Origin of the sequence: Streptomyces sp. MK7, from assembly GCF_032658145.1 — a bacterium.
GTDB lineage: Bacteria > Actinomycetota > Actinomycetes > Streptomycetales > Streptomycetaceae > Streptomyces > Streptomyces spiralis.
In genome coordinates, this window is sequence record NZ_JAVACL010000031.1 from 77,147 (window position 1) to 97,751 (window position 20,605).

Annotated in this window: 19 protein-coding genes; 9 read left to right on the top strand and 10 right to left on the bottom strand. The window is 74.0% G+C overall.

The genetic code is table 11. From position 1 onward, the window contains the following. Nucleotides 1–3: 3 nt before the first annotated feature. A complete protein-coding gene (locus R2S09_RS28130; protein ID WP_306187828.1) occupies nucleotides 4–1,119 on the bottom strand; it encodes a Vms1/Ankzf1 family peptidyl-tRNA hydrolase in 1,116 nt (371 codons plus the stop codon). Nucleotides 1,120–1,176: 57 nt separating this feature from the next. Here R2S09_RS28130 and R2S09_RS28135 point away from each other — a divergent pair, with 57 nt between their 5' ends. Continuing rightward, nucleotides 1,177–1,455, top strand: coding sequence for a DUF6158 family protein (locus R2S09_RS28135; protein ID WP_306187827.1), 279 nt, complete (start codon nucleotides 1,177–1,179; stop codon nucleotides 1,453–1,455). Between the two features lie 143 nt (nucleotides 1,456–1,598). On the opposite strand, the gene R2S09_RS28140 is transcribed toward R2S09_RS28135, so the two are convergent. From R2S09_RS28140 to R2S09_RS28150, 3 genes are all read right to left on the bottom strand, one after another. After that, a complete protein-coding gene (locus R2S09_RS28140; RefSeq protein ID WP_306187826.1) occupies nucleotides 1,599–2,141 on the bottom strand; it encodes a type 1 glutamine amidotransferase domain-containing protein in 543 nt (180 codons plus the stop codon). Nucleotides 2,142–2,231: 90 nt separating this feature from the next. Next, complete coding sequence (locus R2S09_RS28145) at nucleotides 2,232–2,648, bottom strand: CBS domain-containing protein (RefSeq protein ID WP_306187825.1); 417 nt, start codon at nucleotides 2,646–2,648, stop codon at nucleotides 2,232–2,234. 62 nt (nucleotides 2,649–2,710) lie between these two features. After that, a complete protein-coding gene (locus R2S09_RS28150; RefSeq protein WP_316744046.1) occupies nucleotides 2,711–3,112 on the bottom strand; it encodes a DUF2795 domain-containing protein in 402 nt (133 codons plus the stop codon). Between the two features lie 300 nt (nucleotides 3,113–3,412). On the opposite strand from R2S09_RS28150, the gene R2S09_RS28155 reads away from it, so the two are divergent. From R2S09_RS28155 to R2S09_RS28170, 4 genes are all read left to right on the top strand, one after another. Beyond that, nucleotides 3,413–4,210: a SigB/SigF/SigG family RNA polymerase sigma factor gene (locus R2S09_RS28155; RefSeq protein ID WP_316744048.1), complete on the top strand. Its 798-nt coding sequence runs from the start codon at nucleotides 3,413–3,415 to the stop codon at nucleotides 4,208–4,210. A gap of 305 nt (nucleotides 4,211–4,515) precedes the next feature. After that, complete coding sequence (locus tag R2S09_RS28160) at nucleotides 4,516–5,430, top strand: hypothetical protein (protein ID WP_316744049.1); 915 nt, start codon at nucleotides 4,516–4,518, stop codon at nucleotides 5,428–5,430. A gap of 190 nt (nucleotides 5,431–5,620) precedes the next feature. Then, nucleotides 5,621–6,877, top strand: a complete 1,257-nt coding sequence (locus tag R2S09_RS28165; RefSeq protein WP_316744050.1) for an aminotransferase class I/II-fold pyridoxal phosphate-dependent enzyme — start codon at nucleotides 5,621–5,623, stop codon at nucleotides 6,875–6,877. Then, nucleotides 6,874–7,968, top strand: a complete 1,095-nt coding sequence (locus R2S09_RS28170) for an MBL fold metallo-hydrolase (RefSeq protein WP_306187817.1) — start codon at nucleotides 6,874–6,876, stop codon at nucleotides 7,966–7,968. The genes R2S09_RS28165 and R2S09_RS28170 overlap by 4 nt, the downstream gene beginning before the upstream one ends. A gap of 50 nt (nucleotides 7,969–8,018) precedes the next feature. On the opposite strand, the gene R2S09_RS28175 is transcribed toward R2S09_RS28170, so the two are convergent. Beyond that, nucleotides 8,019–8,660, bottom strand: a complete 642-nt coding sequence (locus tag R2S09_RS28175; protein ID WP_306187815.1) for a DedA family protein — start codon at nucleotides 8,658–8,660, stop codon at nucleotides 8,019–8,021. Next, nucleotides 8,657–9,439, bottom strand: coding sequence for an MBL fold metallo-hydrolase (locus R2S09_RS28180; protein ID WP_316744052.1), 783 nt, complete (start codon nucleotides 9,437–9,439; stop codon nucleotides 8,657–8,659). The genes R2S09_RS28175 and R2S09_RS28180 overlap by 4 nt, the downstream gene beginning before the upstream one ends. Nucleotides 9,440–9,524: 85 nt before the next feature. Between R2S09_RS28180 and R2S09_RS28185 the strand changes: the two genes are divergently transcribed. Together R2S09_RS28185 and R2S09_RS28190 are read left to right on the top strand one after the other, a co-directional pair. Next, nucleotides 9,525–9,962, top strand: coding sequence for a hypothetical protein (locus tag R2S09_RS28185; RefSeq protein WP_306187813.1), 438 nt, complete (start codon nucleotides 9,525–9,527; stop codon nucleotides 9,960–9,962). A 126-nt stretch (nucleotides 9,963–10,088) separates the two neighbouring features. Continuing rightward, on the top strand, nucleotides 10,089–12,191 hold the full coding sequence (locus R2S09_RS28190) for a phage holin family protein (protein ID WP_316744053.1): 2,103 nt from the start codon (nucleotides 10,089–10,091) through the stop codon (nucleotides 12,189–12,191). A gap of 43 nt (nucleotides 12,192–12,234) precedes the next feature. Here R2S09_RS28190 and R2S09_RS28195 read toward each other — a convergent pair whose 3' ends face one another. After that, nucleotides 12,235–14,820, bottom strand: a complete 2,586-nt coding sequence (locus R2S09_RS28195) for a VWA domain-containing protein (RefSeq protein ID WP_306192879.1) — start codon at nucleotides 14,818–14,820, stop codon at nucleotides 12,235–12,237. Beyond that, nucleotides 14,810–15,589: a M48 family metallopeptidase gene (locus tag R2S09_RS28200; protein WP_306192881.1), complete on the bottom strand. Its 780-nt coding sequence runs from the start codon at nucleotides 15,587–15,589 to the stop codon at nucleotides 14,810–14,812. The genes R2S09_RS28195 and R2S09_RS28200 overlap by 11 nt, the downstream gene beginning before the upstream one ends. Nucleotides 15,590–15,752: 163 nt before the next feature. Between R2S09_RS28200 and R2S09_RS28205 the strand changes: the two genes are divergently transcribed. Both R2S09_RS28205 and dnaK read left to right on the top strand, forming a co-directional pair. Next, nucleotides 15,753–16,178, top strand: a complete 426-nt coding sequence (locus R2S09_RS28205; RefSeq protein WP_306192883.1) for an OsmC family protein — start codon at nucleotides 15,753–15,755, stop codon at nucleotides 16,176–16,178. Between the two features lie 234 nt (nucleotides 16,179–16,412). Then, a complete protein-coding gene (dnaK, locus tag R2S09_RS28210; protein ID WP_316744056.1) occupies nucleotides 16,413–18,284 on the top strand; it encodes a molecular chaperone DnaK in 1,872 nt (623 codons plus the stop codon). Nucleotides 18,285–18,817: 533 nt separating this feature from the next. Here the strand turns inward: dnaK and R2S09_RS28215 are convergent. After that, the gene (locus R2S09_RS28215) at nucleotides 18,818–19,633 is read right to left on the bottom strand and encodes an SAM-dependent methyltransferase (protein ID WP_306192885.1); all 816 of its coding nucleotides are present in this window, start codon (nucleotides 19,631–19,633) and stop codon (nucleotides 18,818–18,820) included. Nucleotides 19,634–19,699: 66 nt separating this feature from the next. After that, a complete protein-coding gene (locus tag R2S09_RS28220) occupies nucleotides 19,700–20,563 on the bottom strand; it encodes a helix-turn-helix transcriptional regulator (RefSeq protein ID WP_306192887.1) in 864 nt (287 codons plus the stop codon). Between the last annotated feature and the right edge of the window lie 42 nt (nucleotides 20,564–20,605).

The window sequence follows — 20,605 nt, forward strand, 5'->3', positions numbered from 1 at the left end:
GCGTCACCTCCAGCGGAGGATGGCGCCGAGGCCACCGGACGGCGTGCCCTCGGCCGTGGCGGCCACCGGCTCCAGCGACAGCGCGATGGCGTCGGTGGTGACCGCGGAGCGGATCAGGGCGTCGTCGGCGCGGGCCGGCCAGGACCGCTGCTCGCCCAGGGTCTTCAGATCCGTGCGGCGCACCGCCAGCTGGTCCGGATCCTCGCCGATCCACACCTCCTGGTGGGCGTCGGCCCCCTCCGGGAAGATCAGCAGCTCCTCCAGACGGTGCTCGCGGGCCGCCTCGACCAGCGCGGGTACGCCCTCCACGGCCGCCGCCCGGCCCTCGTCGTCCGGGGCGCGGGCCGCCCGGAACCGGTCCAGCTCCTCCTCGACACGCTGGTGCACGTGCTCGGCGCGGATCCGCTCCACGTCCTCGTCCAGCAGCCGGCTGCCGGCGCCGCGGGTGGCCTCCACCACACGGTCGTCCAGCCGCTGCGGCAGCCGCTCGCGCACCTCGCGCCGCTCCCTGTCGTCACCCACGAGGATCAGCAGGTCGGCCTGTGTCTCCTCCTGGCACACGCTGAGCGCGTCGGCGATCTCCGCCGCGTTGTGCTCCCAGGTGTTCTCCACCTTCAGCTGGAAGTGCCGCTCGGACCAGTCCACGTTGCTCGTCCGGTGGATCGGCCACTGCTGCCCGACCACCGTGCCGGCCTCCTTGCGGCCCAGCGCACTGCGCAGCTCGAAGTCCGCGCCCTTGCGGTCGACGTACGCCACGATCGCCACCGGATCCTCGCCCGCCAGCCCCAGCAGCGGTGCCACGCGGGGCAGCGGCGCCCACTCCGCCCAGCTGACGCCCCGGGGCGGCCGGGCCAGGGGCGGGTCGAGGACGACCCTGCCGTCGCGGGCGAACAGGGCCCGTCCGTGCGGGTCGGGGGAGTGGCGCATCTCGTCGATCGCGGTCTCCACGGCCCGGCAGGTGGCCTCGTCCGCGCCCTGCCCCGCCAGCTCTCGGGCCATCGCCTGGGCCGTCAGGCGTATCTGCTGCGCGGTGTCCTCCGCCTTCCGGGAGGTGTCGACGTACACCGAGGCCCAGGGGCCCGGCTGTTCGTACAGTGGATGCAGAAAGGCGAGATCCATGGCTCCCTCCCGGATGCCGCTCGGTGGTAGTGCACGCCGGGCGGGTACCCGTACCGCATGAACGAACACGACGAGCGGGGCATCACCATGACCGGAGTGGAACCGGGCCGGCTGGACGACCAGCAGCTCATGAAGGAGCTGGAGACCATCCACCGCACCCGCCACGACACGCTGCTGTACGGCTCCAACGACGCGCTGCGGGCCCACAACGAGCGCATGGCGCAGCTCGAGGGCGAGTACCTGCGCCGCAACCCCCGCCGCACCGTCGCCGCCGGCCGCACCCGGGAGGGAGCCCGGGAACGCGGCTGCGGCGAGTCGGCGGCTCCTCGTGCCTGAGGCCCCGCCGTCACCCGGCCGCGAGTTGCCGTCACCCGGCTGCGCGTCACCCGCCCGGTCGCGCACCCCGGACGTCCCGCCCTCCGAACGTGCCCGCCGGCGTGCTTCCTGCGGCACGCCGGCGGGCACCCCACGGCCCGGAGTCAGCCGGCCTTCTGCGCGAACACGTCCAGGAACGCCTGGCAGAACGCCTTCAGATCGGCCGGCTTGCGGCTGGTGACCAGCTTGTTCGGGCCGTTCTCACAGACCTTCACCTGCTCGTCGACCCAGGTGCCGCCCGCGTTGCGGACGTCCGTGCGCAGGCTCGGCCACGAGGTCAGCACGCGGCCGCGTACGACATCGGCCTCCACCAGCGTCCACGGCGCGTGGCAGATCGCGGCCACGGGACGGCCCTGCTCGAAGAAGTCCCGCACGAACGAGACGGCCTTCTCGTCCATCCGCAGGAAGTCCGGGTTCGCCACGCCGCCCGGCAGGACCAGCGCGTCGAAGGAGTCGGCGGAGGTGTCCCCGACCACCGCGTCGACGGGGAACGTGTCCGCCTTGTCCAAGTGGTCGAACGCCTGGATCTCACCGGACTTGGTGGACACCAGCACGGTCTCGTGGCCGGCGTCCTGCGCCGCCTTCCGGGGCTCGGTCAGCTCCACCTGCTCGACGCCCTCGGGTGCGGCCAGAAATGCGATGCGCATGATGCTTCGACGTCCTTTCGTCGTCCCTCTTCCTCGCCGGTCAGCCGTCCGGCTTCCCTCGCCGGTCAGCTGTCCGGATTCCCTCGCCCCTCAGCTGTCCGGTCCGTCCGGTCCGCCGTCCGGCTCGGCGCGGCTGATGTCGGCGAGCGCCGAACGCGGATCCCAGGCCTCCGCCAGGTCGCCCAGGCTGACCATGCCGACCGGCATGCCGTCCTCGACGACGGGCAGCCGGCGTACGGCGTGTTCGCGCATGAGCGCGACGGCCGCCGACACCGGGTCGTGCGGGCCCACGACGAGCGGATGGGACGTGCACACGGCCCGCGCGCTCACCGCCTGCGGATCGAGGCCCTCCGCCACGGCCCGCACCGCGATGTCGCGGTCGGTGAGCATGCCGACGATGTCCTGCCCGTCGGCCACCACCACGTCGCCGATGTCCTGGGCGCGCATCAGCCGGGCCGCCTCGACGAGCGAGGCGTCGGGGCGGACGGCCACCACGCCCGGTGTCATGACGTCCCTGACGTATTCAGCCCTCACTGAGGCCCTGCCTGCCTTTCCGCCCGGCGCCGGGTCTACGCACGGTCCTCCCGGGCGGGCCGCTCCGTGTGGGTGAGTTCCTTCGCCAGCTCCTGCACGTTGGCGTACTGAGCCTTGCGCGGCAGCCGCTCCAGTGCCTCGATCAGCGCGTCGGGCGCGTTCTTGCGGCGCAGTGTGCGCGCCAGTTCGCCCGGGCCCGCGGGAAAGGCGCTGCGGCCCAGGATTCTGGCCAGCTCCAGGCGCACGGTCTCCAGGGAGGCCCGGGACGCGCCCGGCGCCACCGGTCCGCCCCAGACCTCCGGGTCGTCCTCGGCGGCGGGCTCCGGGTCGTGCCACTCCTCGGTCCGCGTGGGATGACCTGACCTGAGCAGGCCCTGCAACTCGTGCTTCATCTCGTCGTCACGGTGGACACTCAGCCGGTCACTGCCTCGCTGCATGTCTCCCTCCACATCGTCGGGGGTGGCCACCGCGTACCCGTGCACGCGGAGCCGACACGGCATTTCCGCACCGGATGGTGGCTCGAATGCCACACGCCCCGGCCCCGGCCGGGGCGGGCGCCCGCGGCCGGGCGTTTGGCGCCGGAGGCCGGGGGCAGGCGCAGATCCAGTGCTTCGGACCTCAGGCACGTCCGTGGAGGCGGCGCGCGAGTCCGCGCGCGTGGGCGGCCGCTCCGGATCCGCGTCCGCGCTGCCACGGTCACCCTCCACTCAGAGCACTCCAAGGGAGCTGCGAGCACCATGCTGCATACGCGAGCGAACGCGAGGCACCACCCGCACGACGACGCCCCGGACACCTCCGAGGCCTTCCGCCGGCTGGCCGAACTCCCCCCGGGACGGCGGCGCGACGCCGTCCGCGACGAGATCGTCGAGGCCTGGCTGCCCATGGCCGAGCGGATCGCCGGCCGCTTCCGCAGCCGCGGCGAGAGCCTCGACGACCTGCGCCAGGTCGCCGCCCTCGGCCTGGTCAAGGCGGTCGACCGCTACGACCCCGGACGCGGCAACGCCTTCGAGAGCTACGCCGTGCCCACCATCACCGGCGAGATCAAGCGCCACCTCCGCGACCACATGTGGACGCTGCACGTACCGCGCCGTGTGCAGGACCTGCGCAAGCGCGTCCGGTTCGCCCAGCAGGAGCTGTCCCGGACGGTCTCCGGCCGCGGCCCGACCGTCGCCGAGATCGCCGAGATCGCGCACCTGAGCGAGGAGGACGCCCGGGTCGGCCTGGAGGCTCTGGAGAGCTCGGCCGCCCTCTCCCTCGACGCGGAGCTGTCCGGCAGCGAGGAGGGCCACCGCCTGGTCGACGCACTCGGCTCACCCGACCCCGCGCTGGACACCGTCGTGGACCGCGAGGCCGTCAGGCCACGCCTGGCGGCGCTGCCCGAGCGCGAGCGGGCCATCCTGTACATGCGCTTCTTCGGTGACATGACGCAGAGCCGGATCGCCGAGCAACTGGGCATCTCCCAGATGCACGTCTCCCGTCTCATCACCCGCTGCTGCGACCGAGTCCGCGACCAGGTGATGCGGGACATGCCGTAGGGCCCTGGGGGGTACCTCCCACGCCGTTCAGGCAGTGGGGGAGCATGGCAAGGCGGAGGAGGGAGTCGATGCGGTGCATCGGCGACCGACGACAACGCGGCGAGGCGCGGTGCCAGGCGCCGCGAGCCCGGCGCGATCGGCGACACACCTCTGGACGCCGGCGGCTCGCGCAGGCGTCACCCGATAGGCCGTTGGCGTCCCGCGAATGGGGCTCGGCATCGCGCGGCCCGTGGCGCCGGGGGCTGTGATGGCTGGGACGGCCCGAACGCCGTACGTCCGCCGCCCCCGGCCCGAGGAGCCCCGCAATGCGCCGCAGCACCCTCCACGCCCTGTCCGCCGCCGTCCTGGCCGGCCTCATGACGGGCACCGCCGCGTCGGCCGCCGTCGCGGTGGAGGCGACGGAGGCCGGACCGACCCCGAACACCCTCCGGCAGGCACGTGGCCCGGGAGACCTTCCCGGCCCCGGATCCCGGCCGCAGGCGGCACCGTCCCCCGACGCGGCCAACCCCGGGACGGTGCTTCCCGGCCCTTCCGAGGACCCCCTCCTGCTCGGCCCGCCGACCCTCGACCAGCAGACCCTGCCCCTGCTGCCTTCCACCCCGGACCAGCCGCCTGGTGACCCCGGCAGCTACCCGCGCGACTCCGGCAGCTACCCGCGCGACTCCGGCAGCTACCCGCGCGACTCCGGCGGCCACCCCCTGGCCTCCGACCCGACGGACCACTCGGCCCACGGCCCGACCGACCCCATCGGCCCGAACGGCACGACGGGCGGGACGGACTCGACGGGGAAGACCGATCCGAACGGCGGGATCGAACCGAACGGCACGTCCGACCCGACCGGTAAGTCCGATACGTACGACCCGTCGCGCCCCTCCGATCCCTTCGCCCCTTCCGGATCCACGGACTCCACCGGCTCTTCCCACTCCGCCGGCTCCTCCGACACCGCCCCGTCCCGCGGCGACAGCGCGCAGGACTCCTCCGGCGGTCGTCAGGACACCGACGAGTCGGGCGGCCACGAGAGCTCGGACACCTCGTCCCACGGATCGGGGTCCGGCGACTCCGGCGGGTCGGACAGCGCTGCCCAGCACGGTGTGGAGGCCGGAGCGGGCGGGGCGTTCACCGGATCCCTGCCGGCGCTGATCGGCGGCGGCACGCTGATCGCGTCCGCCCTGGGCGCCGCCGGGCACCGGATGTGGCGCCGCCGGAGCGCCGACATCTGACCCGTACCCGTCCCGGCACCGGGGCCGCAGGACACCGCACGGGCCCGCACCACCGGGTGAGTGGCCTTCGCGACGCGGCAGGGCACCCATGGGACGGCGCCCGCCTGGGTACCCGCACGCGCAAGGCCCGACGGCGAGCCCAGGCCCGGCGGGGAGACGACACGGCGGCGAGGACTGCGCGGAGGTTGCCATGCGGCGGACGGACCCGGAAGGGCACGGCCCCGTCCGCTACGGGCCGTCGGCCCTCCCCGGCGACGGACTGCCGGTGCTGCCCGAACTGTCCGCCGCGCTCGCCGCGGCCGCGGGCCGGACCCGGGCCCGGGACAGACCGATCGGCGGCGGCACCGCGCTCCTGGACGCGGCCGGCGGCTACTGGCGGCGGCGCGGCCTGCCCACCCGGCCCGAGCACGTGGCGGCCGGACCCGGCGCGCCGGCCCTGCTGCTGGCGCTGACCGCGGCGCTCGACGGCGACGTTCTCGTCCCCCGGCCCTGCGCCGCCTGGTGGGCGCCGTACGCGCGTCTGCTCGGCAGACCGGCCTTCCCCGTCGCCACCCCGGCCGAGTGCGGCGGCGTACCCGACCCCTACGCGCTGCTGGAGACCGTCCGCAGGGTCCGCGCGGAGGGCGGCGACCCCCGGCTGCTGGTGCTGTCCGTCGCCGACGACCCCACCGGCACGGTCGCGCCGCCGGAGGTGCTGCACGAGACCGTCGAGGCCGCCGCCGGCGAGGGCCTGCACCTGGTCAGCGACGAGACCTGGCGCGACACCTGGCACACCCCGCACCAGGCGATGCTGCTCAGCCCTGCCGAGATGCTGCCCGAACGGGTCACCGTGGTCACCGACCTGGCCGGCGCCTTCCTGCCCAGCGGCTGGCCCGCCGCGATCGCCCGCTTCCCCGCCGGAGCCACCGGGGACGCGCTGCACGCGCGCGTGCTCGACATCCTCACCGCGCTGGACGCCCGGATCGCCGAGCCCGTCGCCGCCGCTGCCGCCTACGCCCTCGACGAACCCGAACCCGTCACAGCGCGCCTGACCGCCACCGTGCGGCTGCACGCGCGCGTGGCCCGCGCCCTGCACGCCGCCGTCGTCGCGGCGGGCGCGCTGGCCCGGCCGCCGCAGGCCGGCCGTCACCTCTACGCCGACCTCGGCCCGCTGCGCCCCGCCCTCGTCGCCCGTGGCGTCGGCGACGCGCAGGAACTGGAGGACTTCCTCGGTGCCCTGCTGGGCATGCCCACGCCCGGCGGCCACCGCTTCGGCGACGACCTCGGCGCGCTGCGCGTGCGGCTGTCCACCACGGAGCTGCTCGGCGACACCGAGGAGGAGCGCACGGAATGCCTCTTGTCGCCCACGCCGTTGGAACTGCCGCACCTGCAACGCGCGTTGATCTCCTTGAGGTCCGTCTTCGACGATCTTCGCGACGACGCTCAGCGATGGGAGCCTCCTCGATGACGCAGCAGTCCGAGCCGACCACGTCCCCGTCCGCCACCGCGACCACGTCCACGCACACCCGGGAGGCCGACGACGCCGCGCCCCCGGCCCGCCTCGCGTCCCGGCGGACCGCCGTCCCGTTCCCGCCGCAGGCCGAGCCCCGGCCGCCCGCGGAGCGGCGGCTGTGGCCGCGCACCTTCCACGACCGTCTCACCGCCCCGCTGCCCGGCCTGAAGGCCTTCGCCCGGTTCGCCCGCGAGGGCGCCGTACGCCCCGGCAAGGAGGGCCTGGCCGACATCCCTCTGCTGCCCTACGAGCCCGGTCCGCTGCCCCGTGTGGACGCCCGTACCGTCGCCGTCACCTGGGCGGGGCACGCCAGTTGGGTCCTCAGGATCGGCGGGCTGACGGTGCTGACCGACCCGGTGTGGTCCCGCCGCATCATCGGCACCCCGGCCCGTATCACCCCCGTCGGCGTCGCCTGGGACGCGCTGCCGCCGGTCGACGCCGTCGTCATCAGCCACAACCACTACGACCACCTGGACGCGCCCACCCTGCGCAGACTCCCGCGGGACACACCGGTGTTCGCGCCGGCCGGACTCGGCCGCTGGTTCCGGCGCCGCCGGTTCACCCGCGTCACCGAGCTGGACTGGTGGGAGGCGTCCGAACTGTCCGGGGTCCGCCTCGACTTCGTGCCCGCGCACCACTGGTCCAAGCGCACCCTCACCGACACCTGCCGCAGCCTGTGGGGCGGCTGGGTGCTCACCGACCCCGACGGACAGCGCGTGTACTTCGCCGGCGACACCGGCTACGGCCACTGGTTCTCCCGTATCGGCCGCCGCTACCCCGGCATCGACCTCGCCCTGCTTCCCATCGGCGCCTACGACCCGCGCTGGTGGCTCAGCGACGTCCACTGCGACCCGGAGGAGGCCGTGCGGGCAGCCCAGGACGTCGGCGCCCGCCGCATGGCTCCCATGCACTGGGGCACGTTCGTGCTGTCCGCCGAGCCGGTCCTGGAACCCCTCACCCGTGTCCGCGCCGCCTGGGACAAGGCGGGCCTGCTTCGGGAGGACCTGTGGGACCTCCCGGTGGGCGGCTCCCGGATCCTGGAGTGACTCCGCGGACGGCCGCGGTCGGCCGGTCGGCCGGTCGGCCCGTCAGCCGGTCAGCCGGACCGGTGGACGGCGGCCGTGCGCCGGACGCGGCGCCAGACGCCCGGAGCCGCACCGATCAGCACGGTCAGGGCGACGGCGGCCACCACACCCTCCCAGGGCTCCGGGAACAGGGAGCCCCCGAGGATGCCGATCACCTGGTACGTCGCCGCCCAGGCCAGACAGGCGGGAAGGTTGCCGCGGGAGAAGCGCCGCAGCGGCCACTTCGCCAGCAGGCAGGCCAGCATCACCGGTACGCGGCCGGCCGGCACGAGCCGGGACAGCACCAGCACGGCCACTCCGTGTTCGGCCAGCTTCTCCTGGGCCTGCTCCAGTCGGTCCTGCGGTGCGCGCGAGCGGATCGCCTCCAGCCAGCGCGAGCCGTTCCTCGACCCCAGCCCGCGCCGCCCCAGCCAGTACAGGGCCGCGTCCCCGCAGAACGCGGCCAGTGACGCCGTCGCGAACACCAGCGCCAGCGAGAACGGCGCCGTCTGATGCACCGCGACCACCGCCGCCGAACTGACCAGCGCACCCGTCGGCACCACCGGCACCAGCGCCCCGATCAGCACCAGCAGGAACAGCGACGGATAGCCGATCGCCTGCTGGGTGGACTCCGTCGGCACCACCGTCGCCGCGGCGGCGGCCAGTCGTATCACCGGGCGACCTCCAGGCGCACACTCTCCCCGTGCCCCAGCCGGTGCACGGCCACGCCCGGAGCGCGCAGCGCCGCGAGGCGCACGAACTCGTCGCCCGGCGCATGGAACTCGTGGGGGCGCACGGCATCCATCCCGATCGGCCAGTACGTGCCGTAGTGCACCGGCACCGCGCAGCGCGGCGCGAGCCGGGCCAGCGCCTGCGCCGCCCGCCCCGCGTCCAGATGCCCCTCGCCGAGGTACGGACCCCAGCCGCCCACCGGCAACAGCGCCACGTCGACCGGGCCGACCTCCTCGGCCATCGTCTCGAACAGGCCGGTGTCACCGGCGAAGTACGTCCGCGCCTCACCCTCGACGACGTAGCCGAGCGCGGGCGAGCGATGCGGGCCCACCGGCAGCCGCCGCCCGTCGTGCCGGGCGGACACCGCCCGCACCACGACGGCACCGACCGAGACCCGCTCCCCGGGCGCCACCTCGGTGATCCGCAGCCGCCCGGGCCGCGCGAGGCGGCGCAGCCCCGGCACCGCCCGGAGTGCGCCCCGGGGCACCAGCAGGTGTGTGCCCGGGGCGAGGCGGTCCAGCGAGGGAAGGTGCAGATGGTCGGCGTGCAGATGCGAGACGAGCGCCACGTCCGTGTGCCAGGCGCCCGGCGGCGGCAGCGCGCCCCGGCGGCGCCGCAGATGCGCGAGCCGGCGGGCGAACAGCGGATCGGTCAGCGCACGGACGCCCGAATCCTCGACCGTGCATGTCGCGTGACCCCACCAGGTGATCTCCACCGGCACCTTCTTTGCCTCCTTCGCGCGACTCCCCCTGAGCCTACGTGCGGCGGTAGGGTCGGCGGCGCAACCCGGAGGTGAGGGGGACGCCATGGGAGAAGTGCGCGATGCCCGCGGCGAGGCCGCCGCGACGCCGGTCCGTGTGACCGCGATCGCCAGCCTGACACCCCTGGAGGAGCTGAACGACGAGCCGTTCCTCGTGGACTCCCGCGGCCAGCACGCGATGTGCGCCCGCTGGGCGGCCGAGCACGGCTATGTGGTCGCCCGTGAACTCCTGGTCCGCGGCCTGCGCCCGGACCACTGCGCCCTGTGGGACGGCGTCCGTCCCGGCGTCGACGTGTTCGTCGCGCCCAGCCGCCGGGTGCTGGAGCAGGCACTGTCCTCCGTCGAGGAGTTCACCGCCGAGTGCGCGCGACGCGGGGTCCGGGTGGAGACCGTGGGCCAGGCCGAGCCGTCCTACGACGCCCAGATGAAGGCCCGGGTGCACCGCCGCCTGTCCATGCCCACGGCCGGCTACGACGGCGGATAGCGCCGCGGAACGGGCCGGCCGCCCGGCGCGCACCGGGCCGCTCCGGCGCGGGGGGCTCCGCCGGACGTGTGACAAGCTGGGGCAGGTTCGTGCAGAAGTCCGGCCCGGAAGGTGAGGAGCGGCGGCGTGCGTGGCGGGTGGTGGCGGCGGGCCGCCAGTCAGGTCGGGCGGAGCGTCGCCGTGTGGGGCGTCTCCACGGTCACCATGCTGGTGCTGGCCGGGATCCTGCCGGACTTCCGGCTCCAGTCCGCCGACGGCGACAGCGCCACCACCATCGCCGTCACCGCCGCGCTCGGCGCCGGTGCCTTCGGTGTCCTCTCGGCCGTCGTCTGGCCGCTGCTGGTACGGCTGCTGCTGCTCGTGCCCGCGCTGGTCCTCGGGCTGCTGGTGTTCTTCCTCAACGGCTCACTGCTCCTGCTCGCCCTGCGCATCAACCCCTCCGGCCAGCCCCGGGCGGCCCCCGAGACCGCCGTCATCGTGGCCGCCGCGATGTCCGCCGTCGCCTCCGCCACCGGCGCCGCCCTCGCCGTCCGCGACGACGACGCCTACCGGCGCCGCCTGGCCCGGCTCGCCGACCGCCGCCGTGGGCGCCGGCCACCCTGCGACTCCACTCCCGGCACCCTGGTCGTCCAGCTCGACGGCGTCGGCCACGACGTGCTGCGGGACGCCGTGGACAAGGGGCTGATGCCGACCGTGGCGCGCTGGCTCGGCGCCGCACCCGGCCGGGAGGACCAGGACCAGCCGGAACCGACCCACCGGCTCGTCCCCTGGCGCACCGACTGGTCCAGCCAGACCGGTGCCAGCCAACTCGCCATCCTGCACGGCACCAACCACGACATCCCCGCCTTCCGCTGGTACGAGAAGGACACCGGCGAGGTGATGGTCTGCAACCGCCCCACCAGCGCCGTCGAACTCCAGCGCCGCGCCGTCGCCCGCACCCGCGACGGCGGGCTGCTCACCGCCGACGGCGCCAGCCGCGGCAACCTGTTCAGCGGCGGCGCCGGCGAATCCGCCCTCGTGCTCTCGGTGTCCGCCCGGCGCGGACCCGGCAACCGCTCGCGCGCCGGCTACTTCGCCTACTTCTCCGACCCCGCCAACGCCGTCCGCACCGCCCTGTCCTTCGTCGCCGAGGTCGCCCGCGAGATCGGCCAGTCCCTGCGGGCCCGGATCCGCAGACAGCGCCCGCGCGTCTCCCGGGGCGGCCTGTACCCGCTCGTCCGCGCCTTCGCGACCGTCGTCGAACGGGACGTCGTCGTGGCCGCCGTGATGGGCGACCTGCTCGCCGGGCGCACCGCCGTCTACGCCGATCTCGTCGCCTACGACGAGGTGGCCCACCACTCCGGTCCGCGCAGCCGGGACGCGGCGAAGGTGCTCGAGCGCCTGGACCGCGCGCTGGCGCTGATCGAGAAGGTCGCCGAGCACGCCCCGCGCCCGTACCGGACCGTCGTCCTGTCCGACCACGGCCAGAGCCCCGGCGAGACCTTCCGCGCCCGCTACGGCCTCACACTCGGCGACCTGGTACGGGCGGGCTGCGGACTGCACGTCCCGCGCCGGGCGGAGGGCACCCGCAGCGGCGCCGAGGCCCGGGCCGCCGTACGCGCCGCCCTGCGCCGCCCGGTCGAGGAGGGCGGCGAGCACCACCGGCCCGCCCGCCACTCGGAGCCGCTGGTGCTGGCCTCCGGCAACCTCGGCCTGGTCTCCTTCCCGGACGTGCCGCACCGGATGAGCCGGGAGGAGCTGGACGCCCGCCACCCCGGGTTGCTGACCACCCTCGCCAACCACCCCGGCGTCGGCTTCCTGCTGGTGCGCAGCGAGGAGCACGGCGGCCTGGTGCTCGGCGCACGCGGCGCCGAGATACCCCTGGACGAGCTGGACGGCAACCCCGGTCCGCTCGCCGCCTTCGGCCCCGGCGCCGCCGACGCCGTCCGCCGCACCCACTCCTTCCCGCACGCCCCCGACATCCTGGTCAACTCCTTCCACGACCCGGCCGACGGCGAGGTCCTCGCCTTCGAGGAGCAGATCGGCTCCCACGGCGGCCTCGGCGGCGCGCAGACCCGCCCGTTCCTGCTGGCGCCGCTCGCCTGCTCCCCGCCCGTGGCGGAGGGCGGGGAGCTCGTCGGCGCCGAGCGGATCCACCGCGTACTGCGCCGCTGGCTGCGCGAGGCCACCGGCCCGCAGGTGCCGCTCCCGGCGGAGGCGGAACCGGGACCGCGGGAGCGGGCCGCCTGACCGGTACGTCGGCGGACAGCGGCGTCAGTACCGGGCAGGGGCGTCAGTACCGCGGCCAGAACCCCGACCGGACCTTGCCGAAGTCGTTCATGGCGACGACCGCCGTCGCCATGCGCGAACCGGGGGAGGTGTCGCTGAACGACACCACCGTGTCCAGCGAGTCCGCGAGCGTCATCAGCTTCCGCAGGGTGACCTGGTCGTCGCGGAACTCCTTCGCCGGCAGCCGGCTGTGGACGCCCTGGAGCACCTGGATGTGGTTCGTCAGCCGCTTCTTCGCCGAGTCCCGGTCGCGCTCGTACAGGTCGTCCAGCGCGTGGAAGGTGACCTCGCTGGTCCACAGGCCGACCGCGTGCACGGTCACGGTCTCCTCGGCCAGCGTGAAACCCGTCGACAGGTCGATCTCGTGCCGGTGTCCCTCGCGGGTCACCGTGTCGACGTACTGCACGGTGGCGGAGCCCGGCTCCGGGGCCTCGCCGCCGGAGGGGACGGCGAGTTCCAGCACGATCCAGTACGTCTCCCCGAAGGCGAGGTCGGGCGCGAAGATCCGGATGCCCTTCTCCTCGGTGACGAGGTCCGGCAGGGGCTCGGCACCGTAGTCCGCGCGGGCCTGCTCGGCCGCCCGGCCCACCTCCCGCAGCACCGCCGCCCGGGCCCGGGGATCGGTGACCAGGTCGTGGCCGTACAGGTGCCGGATCTCCACGTCCGGCGCGATGTCGAGTCTGAGCTGGATGTCGATGGCGGCCAGGTGGTCGCGCCGGTTCAGGTCGGCGAGGAGGTCCGCGCCCACCTGCTCGGGCCGGGTGACGAACGTCGAGTGGCCGCCCGCGAGCCCGGCCAGCGCGGCCAGTTCCGGCATCCGGGCGTCGGAGCCGAAGCCGAAGCACGACAGGGTGAGGTCCCCGCGGAGCTTGGCCGCGACGTTGGTGCGGATGCGGATCCAGTCCCGTTCGCCGGAGGTCGGGTCGCCGTCGGAGAACAGGTACAGGCAGTTGACCGTGCGCCCGCCCACCGCGTTGCGGCCGATCTCGTCGATGCCGTACTGCACCCCGAGATTGATGTCGGTGCCGCCCTCGGCGCTCAGCGCGGACACCACCTGGGCGAACCGCTCGGGCGGCAGGTCCCGCTTGGCGGTGGCGGCCAGCACGGTGCGCACCCGGTGGTCGAAGGTGATGATGCCCAGGCAGTCCGAGGGACGCAGCTTGTCGTAGAGGGCCTGGAGGGCCGCCTTGACGCAGTCCAGTTTCTCGCCGTACATCGAGCCACTGGTGTCCACGACGAACACGAAGTTGACGGGCAGCGGCTCGGCCGGGATGTCCTCGGGGTGGGCCTCGCCGGCCTTGAGGGTGATCTCCAGGAAGTGGGTCGTCGCCTCGTCCGCCTTGTACTCGCCCCGGACCGCGGCGAGTCCGTGACTCACCGCGACGGCCCGGCCGGGCGGCGGTCCGGGCACCTGGTCGGTGCGGGCCGCCACGAAGTCGTCGAACCGGATCTCGTCCTGCCCGATGATCACGCCCTGCTCGATGAGATCCCGCACCCCGAGCGGGGAACGGGTGCCGAAGGCGTTGTTGCGGCGGATGAACAGGCCGTCGTGGGGGAGGGGGCCGCCGGTGCGCCGGAACGGGGGAGGACCGTAGCCGGAGGCGCTCCGCCGGAGAGGGGCATCGCGGGCGCCCTGGCGGACACGGGCATGCTGCGAGGAGCGACGCAGCTCCCAGGGCTGCACGCTGTCCAGGTGTGCTTCGCGCGCCTGCTCCTCGGCCATCCACTCGGCCTCCGCGACAGGCCGCATCGCCGCCCGTGGGGGCATGCCGGCGGGGTCCTGCCACGGAGGGGCACTGCCCGGCTCCGGCGTGTCGGGCGGAGGAGGGGCGGCAGCGGCGGTAGGGAGAGGCTCGTCCGTGGGGGAGGCCATGGCGGGAGGGCCGAGTCGCCGGTCCTCCCGCCGCGCGTCGTCCGCGGCCGCGGCGGGCAGGAGCGGCCACGCTCCCGGCCTGATCTCACGCCCGTCCCGCAGCCACCGCCACAGCAGCCCGTCCGGGCTGTCGGGATCCGGCTCGGTGACGTCCGGGTGGACGACGGCCGTCACACCGCTCGAGCAGGAGAACATTCCGCGTGCCCAGTCGCGGGGGGACTCCGTGAGCGTGTACGCGTCCCGCAGGCCGTGCCGTACGGCGTGGGCGCGGCACTCCGCCTCGCGCCGCGCGTGTCGGTCCGTGCCGCCGTGCGCCGGTGCGTCCGCGCCCAGCAGCTCCACCACCAGGAACGCGTCCCGGCCGATGTGCGCGACGGACGACGGGGGCGTTTTCGCCGATCCCCCCTCGCACAGCCGTAACACGGCACCGCAGCACAGCAGGGCCCACAGCGCGCGGCCCGGTGCGGGCAGGCGGCCGTATCGCTCGGTGCCGGGATGCACCACGAGGACCGCGTCCGGGTGCTCCGCGAGCAGTGCCTGGGCCTGCGCCGGCGTGGTGGCCGTGTCGGACAGGGGGACCAGCCGGGACGCGTGGGCCCGCGATCTCGCCTCCCGGGCCAGGTCGTCGACCGTACGACCCAGGCCGGCGACGGCGGGCGGACCGACATACACGACGGCCTTCCGCCCACGGTCGCCGCTGTGGTGCTCACTCGGCATGGACATCCTCCGTGGTACGGGCGGGGAGCGGGCACCGGGCCTCGAGTCCCGTGCGGGTGCGCACCCCACCTCCGAACATTCCCTCGGCCCGCAACTGCCGCAGCCACGCGTCGAGTTCGCCGCTCAGGCCGGTGCTCTCCCCGGCCAGGCGCGCGGCCCGGTCCCGCCGCTCGGGGTCGTTGGCCAGCAACAGCAGTTCGATCTTGAGCGCGATGCTGTACGGGTCCCGGCCGTCGAGTTTCAGCGCCTCCTCGACGTAGCCGGACGCCACGTCCAGGTTGTCGCGGGTCAGCGCGATCCGGGCCTTCCAGTACCAGAAGACCGACGAGTCCCGTGCCAGCCGGGACGCGTCCAGGGCGCGTTCGGCCTGGTCGGGTTCGCCGCCCTCGACATGCCGGCGCACCGCGGTCAGGGAGCGCTCGGCGGGGCTACGGCCGCCGTCCTTCGCGCGGGCCGCCTGCCCGGTGACCGTGCGCACCGTGATGAGCAGCACGGCCAGCAGGAACAGCAGGAGCATGCCCACGAGGACGACGAACTGGCGGACGCTCTTGCTCTCGGCGAGTGTGGCGAAGATCCCGAGGATCGCGACGGCGAAAGCGAGCACGACGACCGCGCCGAAGAGGGCGGTCGCCTGCCCCGAGGTGAGGGTCCGGAACATTCGCCTGCGGATGATGTCGCGCACGAGGTCCCGGTAGAGCAGGTACAGGACGCCGAGAGCGACCCCACCAAATCCCGCGATTCCCCCGAGGACTTGGAAGAGTTCGACCATGGAACGGACTGTAGGCCCTCACCGCACCGCCCGGCAGGGGATTCGCCGACCTTCTCCGGCAGGTCGTGGCCCGTTCGACGGGTGTGCGCGGCGTCGATGTGATCGGATGGAGGGCAGGCAAGCCCGGGAAACGGGCACCTAGGCGAAAGGTATGGAACACACCGTGGCAACCACGCGCACCGCTCACACCGTCTGGGAAGGCAATCTGCTCGAGGGCAACGGCGTCGTCACCTTCGACTCCTCCGGCATCGGCCGGCAGCCGGTGTCGTGGCCGTCGCGCGCCGAGCAGGCGAACGGGAAGACCAGCCCCGAGGAACTGATCGCCGCCGCCCACTCCAGCTGCTTCTCCATGGCGCTGTCGCACGGCCTGGCCGGTGCCGGCACCCCGCCCACCAGGCTCCAGACCAAGGCCGACGTCACCTTCCAGCCGGGTGAGGGCATCACCGGCATCCACCTCACCGTCGAGGGCACGGTCCCCGGCATCGACAACGACGCGTTCGTCGCCGCCGCCGAGGACGCCAAGAAGAACTGCCCGGTCAGCCAGGCCCTCACCGGCACGACGATCACCCTGGAGGCGAAGCTGGCCTGACCCGCCACGGACGGCTCGACCAATGCTGAGCGCCGCGCCCCGATCCGGGGCGCGGCGTCGTCGTTTCCGGGCACCGGGGTACCCGGACCGCAGGCGTCACGGCGGCGTCGCGCGGGGACGGCGACCGGCGTCGCAACCCGGCATTGACAACGCCACACTCAGGTTTTGTGCTGGACTACGGGACGGTGCCCTGCTGGAACCGGCGGAACAACCGGCGGTGGAAAGGGGACGGAGATGACACGCGCGGTCGGGATCGATCTCGGGACGACGAACTCGGTGGTGGCGGTCCTGGAGGGCGGCGAGCCCACCGTCGTCGCCAACGCCGAGGGCGCGCGGACCACGCCGTCGGTGGTGGCGTTCGCCAAGAGCGGGGAGGTGCTGGTCGGCGAGGTCGCCAAGCGGCAGGCCGTGACGAACGTGGAGCGCACCGCCCGCTCCGTCAAGCGCCACATGGGCGAGGCGCAGTGGCGCTTCCCGGAGCAGGGCTCCGTCGACGGCACCCGCTACCAGGCCCAGGAGTTGTCCGCGCGGGTCCTGCAGAAGCTGAAGCGGGACGCGGAGGCCTACCTCGGCGAGGACGTCACCGACGCGGTGATCACCGTACCGGCGTACTTCGACGACGCCCAGCGGCAGGCGACCAAGGAGGCCGGGGAGATCGCCGGCCTGAAGGTGCTCAGGATCATCAACGAGCCCACCGCCGCAGCGCTCGCCTACGGCCTCGACCGGGGCGAGGAGCAGACCGTCCTCGTCTTCGACCTCGGCGGCGGCACCTTCGACGTGTCCCTCCTGGAGATCGGCGAGGGCGTGATCGAGGTCAAGGCCACCAACGGCGACACCCACCTCGGCGGCGACGACTGGGACCAGCGGGTCGTCGAGCACCTGGTCAAGCGGTTCAAGGGGCAGTACGGCGTCGACCTGGCGGCCGACAAGATGGCGGTGCAGCGGCTGCGCGAGGCGGCGGAGAAGGCCAAGATCGAACTGTCGTCGTCCTCGGAGACCACGATCAACCTGCCCTACATCACCGCCTCCGCCGAGGGCCCGCTGCACCTGGAGGAGAAGCTCACCCGCGCCCAGTTCCAGGAACTCACCACCGACCTGCTGGACCGGTGCAAGCAGCCCTTCCACCAGGCGGTCAAGGACGCCGGGATCAAGCTGTCCAGCGTCGACCACGTGATCCTCGTCGGCGGCTCCACCCGCATGCCCGCCGTCACCGACCTGGTGCGCGACCTCACCGGCAAGGACCCGCACAAGGGCGTCAACCCCGACGAGGTGGTCGCCGTCGGCGCCGCCCTCCAGGCGGGCGTGCTGCGCGGCGACGTCAAGGACGTCCTGCTGCTCGACGTCACGCCGCTGTCCCTGGGCATCGAGACCAAGGGCGGCATCATGACCAAGCTGATCGAGCGCAACACGACCATCCCGACCCGGCGTTCGGAGATCTTCACGACGGCCACCGACAACCAGCCCTCGGTGGGCATCCAGGTCTACCAGGGCGAGCGGGAGATCGCCGCGTACAACAAGAAGCTGGGCGTCTTCGACCTGACCGGTCTGCCGCCCGCCCCGCGCGGGGTGCCGCAGATCGAGGTCGCCTTCGACATCGACGCGAACGGCATCATGCACGTCTCGGCGAAGGACCTGGCCACCGGCCGCGAGCAGAAGATGACGGTGACCGGCGGCTCGGCCCTGCCCAAGGAGGACATCGACCGCATGATGCGGGAGGCCGATCAGTACGCCGAGGAGGACCGCAAGCGCCGCGAGGCCGCCGAGACCCGCAACCAGGCCGAACAACTCGTCTACCAGACCGAGAACTTCATCCGCGACAACGGCGACCGCATCCCCGCGGACACCAAGTCCGAGGTGGAGGCGGCCGCCGCCGAGCTGAAGACCCTCCTGGAACAGAACGCCGACACCGCCCCCCTGCGCACCGGCGTCGAGAAACTCGCCTCCGTCAGCCAGAAGATGGGCCAGGCCATGTACGCCCAGTCCCAGCCCACCTCGACGGAGACCACCGGCCAACAGCAGAGCCCACGCCCCGACCAGGAGGACGAGGGCGTGGTCGACGCCGAGATCGTCGACGACGAACGAGACACCAAGGGCGGAGCCGCCTGACCCCGCGCCCCCGAGCCCCGCGAACGCCCCGGCCCGGACGGCCGGATGACGTGACGAGGCCCGCGCCCGCACACCCGGAGCGCTCGGGCGACCGGGGCGGGCCCGGTCCGGCTGCGCGGTTGGGTGGCCCGCGGCATGGCGTGGCGGGGTGGTCTCGGGGCCTGTCCTGGTGGCGTGGGTGGCAGGCCGAGTATGGCCTTGCCCGCGCGTGGGCGGGTGGCGCCGGGGTCGGGCCTGCGCGCCGGTGATGGGTCTGCCGGGGCGGTTGGGCGGCCGCGGCCGGCCCGGTCCGGTCCGGCTGTGCGGGGTGGTGGCCTGGGGTGTGGCGCGGTCGGGTGGTCTCGGGCGTGGTCCTGGTGGCGTGGGTGGCAGGCCGAGTACGGCCCTGCCCGCGCGCGGTCGGGCAGGGAGGGCCGCGTACACGTGTTGATCCAGGGGCGGTGGCCCGGGACGGGTCCGGCCGCCCGGGGCGCAGCGAACGTGAGCCGCGAGCGGTTCCGCACGGAGCCGCCCCCGGCCGGGCCGGTGGCCGGTCAGGGCTTGATGGCCACGCCCGCGTAGACGGGCACGATGCCCTCCGTCTGGGCTGCCACGTCCTCCGGTTCCGGGCGCCAGCCGGTGACCGGGATGACGCCCGGTCCCAGCAGCCGCAGGCCGTCGAAGAAGCGGGCGAACTCGGCGAGGGAACGGGGGTGGAAGGGGGTGCCGCCCTGGCGGAACAGGCCGGCGGCCTTCGCCACGGCCTCCGGGTTCAGGTCCGGTGTCACCTGCGACAGGATCAGATGGCTGCCCGGCGCGAGGGCGTCGACGTACCGCTTCAGCAGACCGTGCACGTCGTCGCCGTCGGCCGCGTCACCCAGGTAGTGCGTCAGCGCGACCAGCGACAGGGCGACCGGCCGGGAGAGGTCCAGCGTCTCCGCGGCCGCCCGCAGAATCGTGTCGGGGTCGCGGACGTCGGCGTGCACGTACTCGGTGCTGCCCTCGGCGGAGCCGCGCAGCAGCGCCTGCGCGTGCCGCAGCACGATCGGGTCGTTGTCGGCGTACACGACCCGCGACTCCGGCGCGATCCGCTGGGCCACCTGGTGCAGATTGGGCTCGGTCGGGATACCGGTGCCGATGTCGAGGAACTGCCGGATCCCGGCCTCGGCCGCCACCCGGACCGCCCGGTGCATGAACCGGCGGTTGGCGCGCGCCCCGCGCACGGCGGTCTCGTCGACGGCGAGGATCCGGCGGGCCAGTTCCTCGTCCACCGGGTAGTTGTCCTTGCCGCCCAGCCACCAGTCGTACACCCGCGCCGGGTGCGGGCGGCCGGTGTCGAGACGGACGGGCGCTGCGTCGGATCCGGTCATACGGCTGTGACTCCTCGGCTCGGTCGGGGCGTTGGAAGTGGGAAGAAGGACAGCGAACGGAAGGTCTCAGAAGTTCTCGCGGCACTCGCGCAGCAGCTTGCGGGTGCGCTCCGCCGACGCGGCGCGCGCCGTCATGTGGTCCAGCACCTCCAGATGCGCCGCGACCTCCTTGCGGGAGTCCAGGTACAGCGCGCCGGTCAGATACTCGGTGTAGACCATGTCCGGCAGCTCCGGCTCGGCGAAGCGGAACAGCGAGAACGGCGCGTACGTACCCGGGTGGGGACCGTCCGCGAACTCGGCGATCTGCACCGTCACCCGGTCCCGCTCGGTGTACTCCAGCAGCTTGTCCAGCTGCCCGCGCATCACCGCGCCGCGGATGCTCACCGGCCGCCGCAGCACCGTCTCCTCGACGATCACCCACAGGTGCGGCGCGTCGTCCCGCTCCAGCAGCTCCTGCCGGGCCATCCGCAGCGACACATGCCGCTCGATCGACTCCGGGCCGGTCTGCCCGACCGTCCCGGCCTCCAGCACGGCCCGTGCGTACTCCTCGGTCTGCAGCAGTCCGGGCACGAAGTGCGGCTCGTAGGAGCGGATCAGCCGGGCGGCGCCCTCCAGGCTCACATACAGGCTGAACCAGTCCGGCAGCACGTCGTGGAACCGCTGCCACCAGCCCGGCTGGTTGGCCTCCTCGGCGAGCCGCACGAACGCGGCGGCCTCCTCCTCGCCCACCCCGTACGTCGGCAGCAGCATCTGCACGTACGGGATCCGCAGCGCGACCTCGGCCAGCTCCATGCGCCGCACGGTCGCCGCGGCCACCCGCAGCACCCGCGCCGCTTCCTCGCGGGACAGGCCGGCCGCCTCCCGCAGTTCCTGAAGCCTCCTGCCGAGCACCACCTGGCCCACGGTGGGCGCGGGCCGCCGCTCACTCACGCCACGCCTCCCCGAACGCGCCGAAGTCCAGCCAGCAGTCTC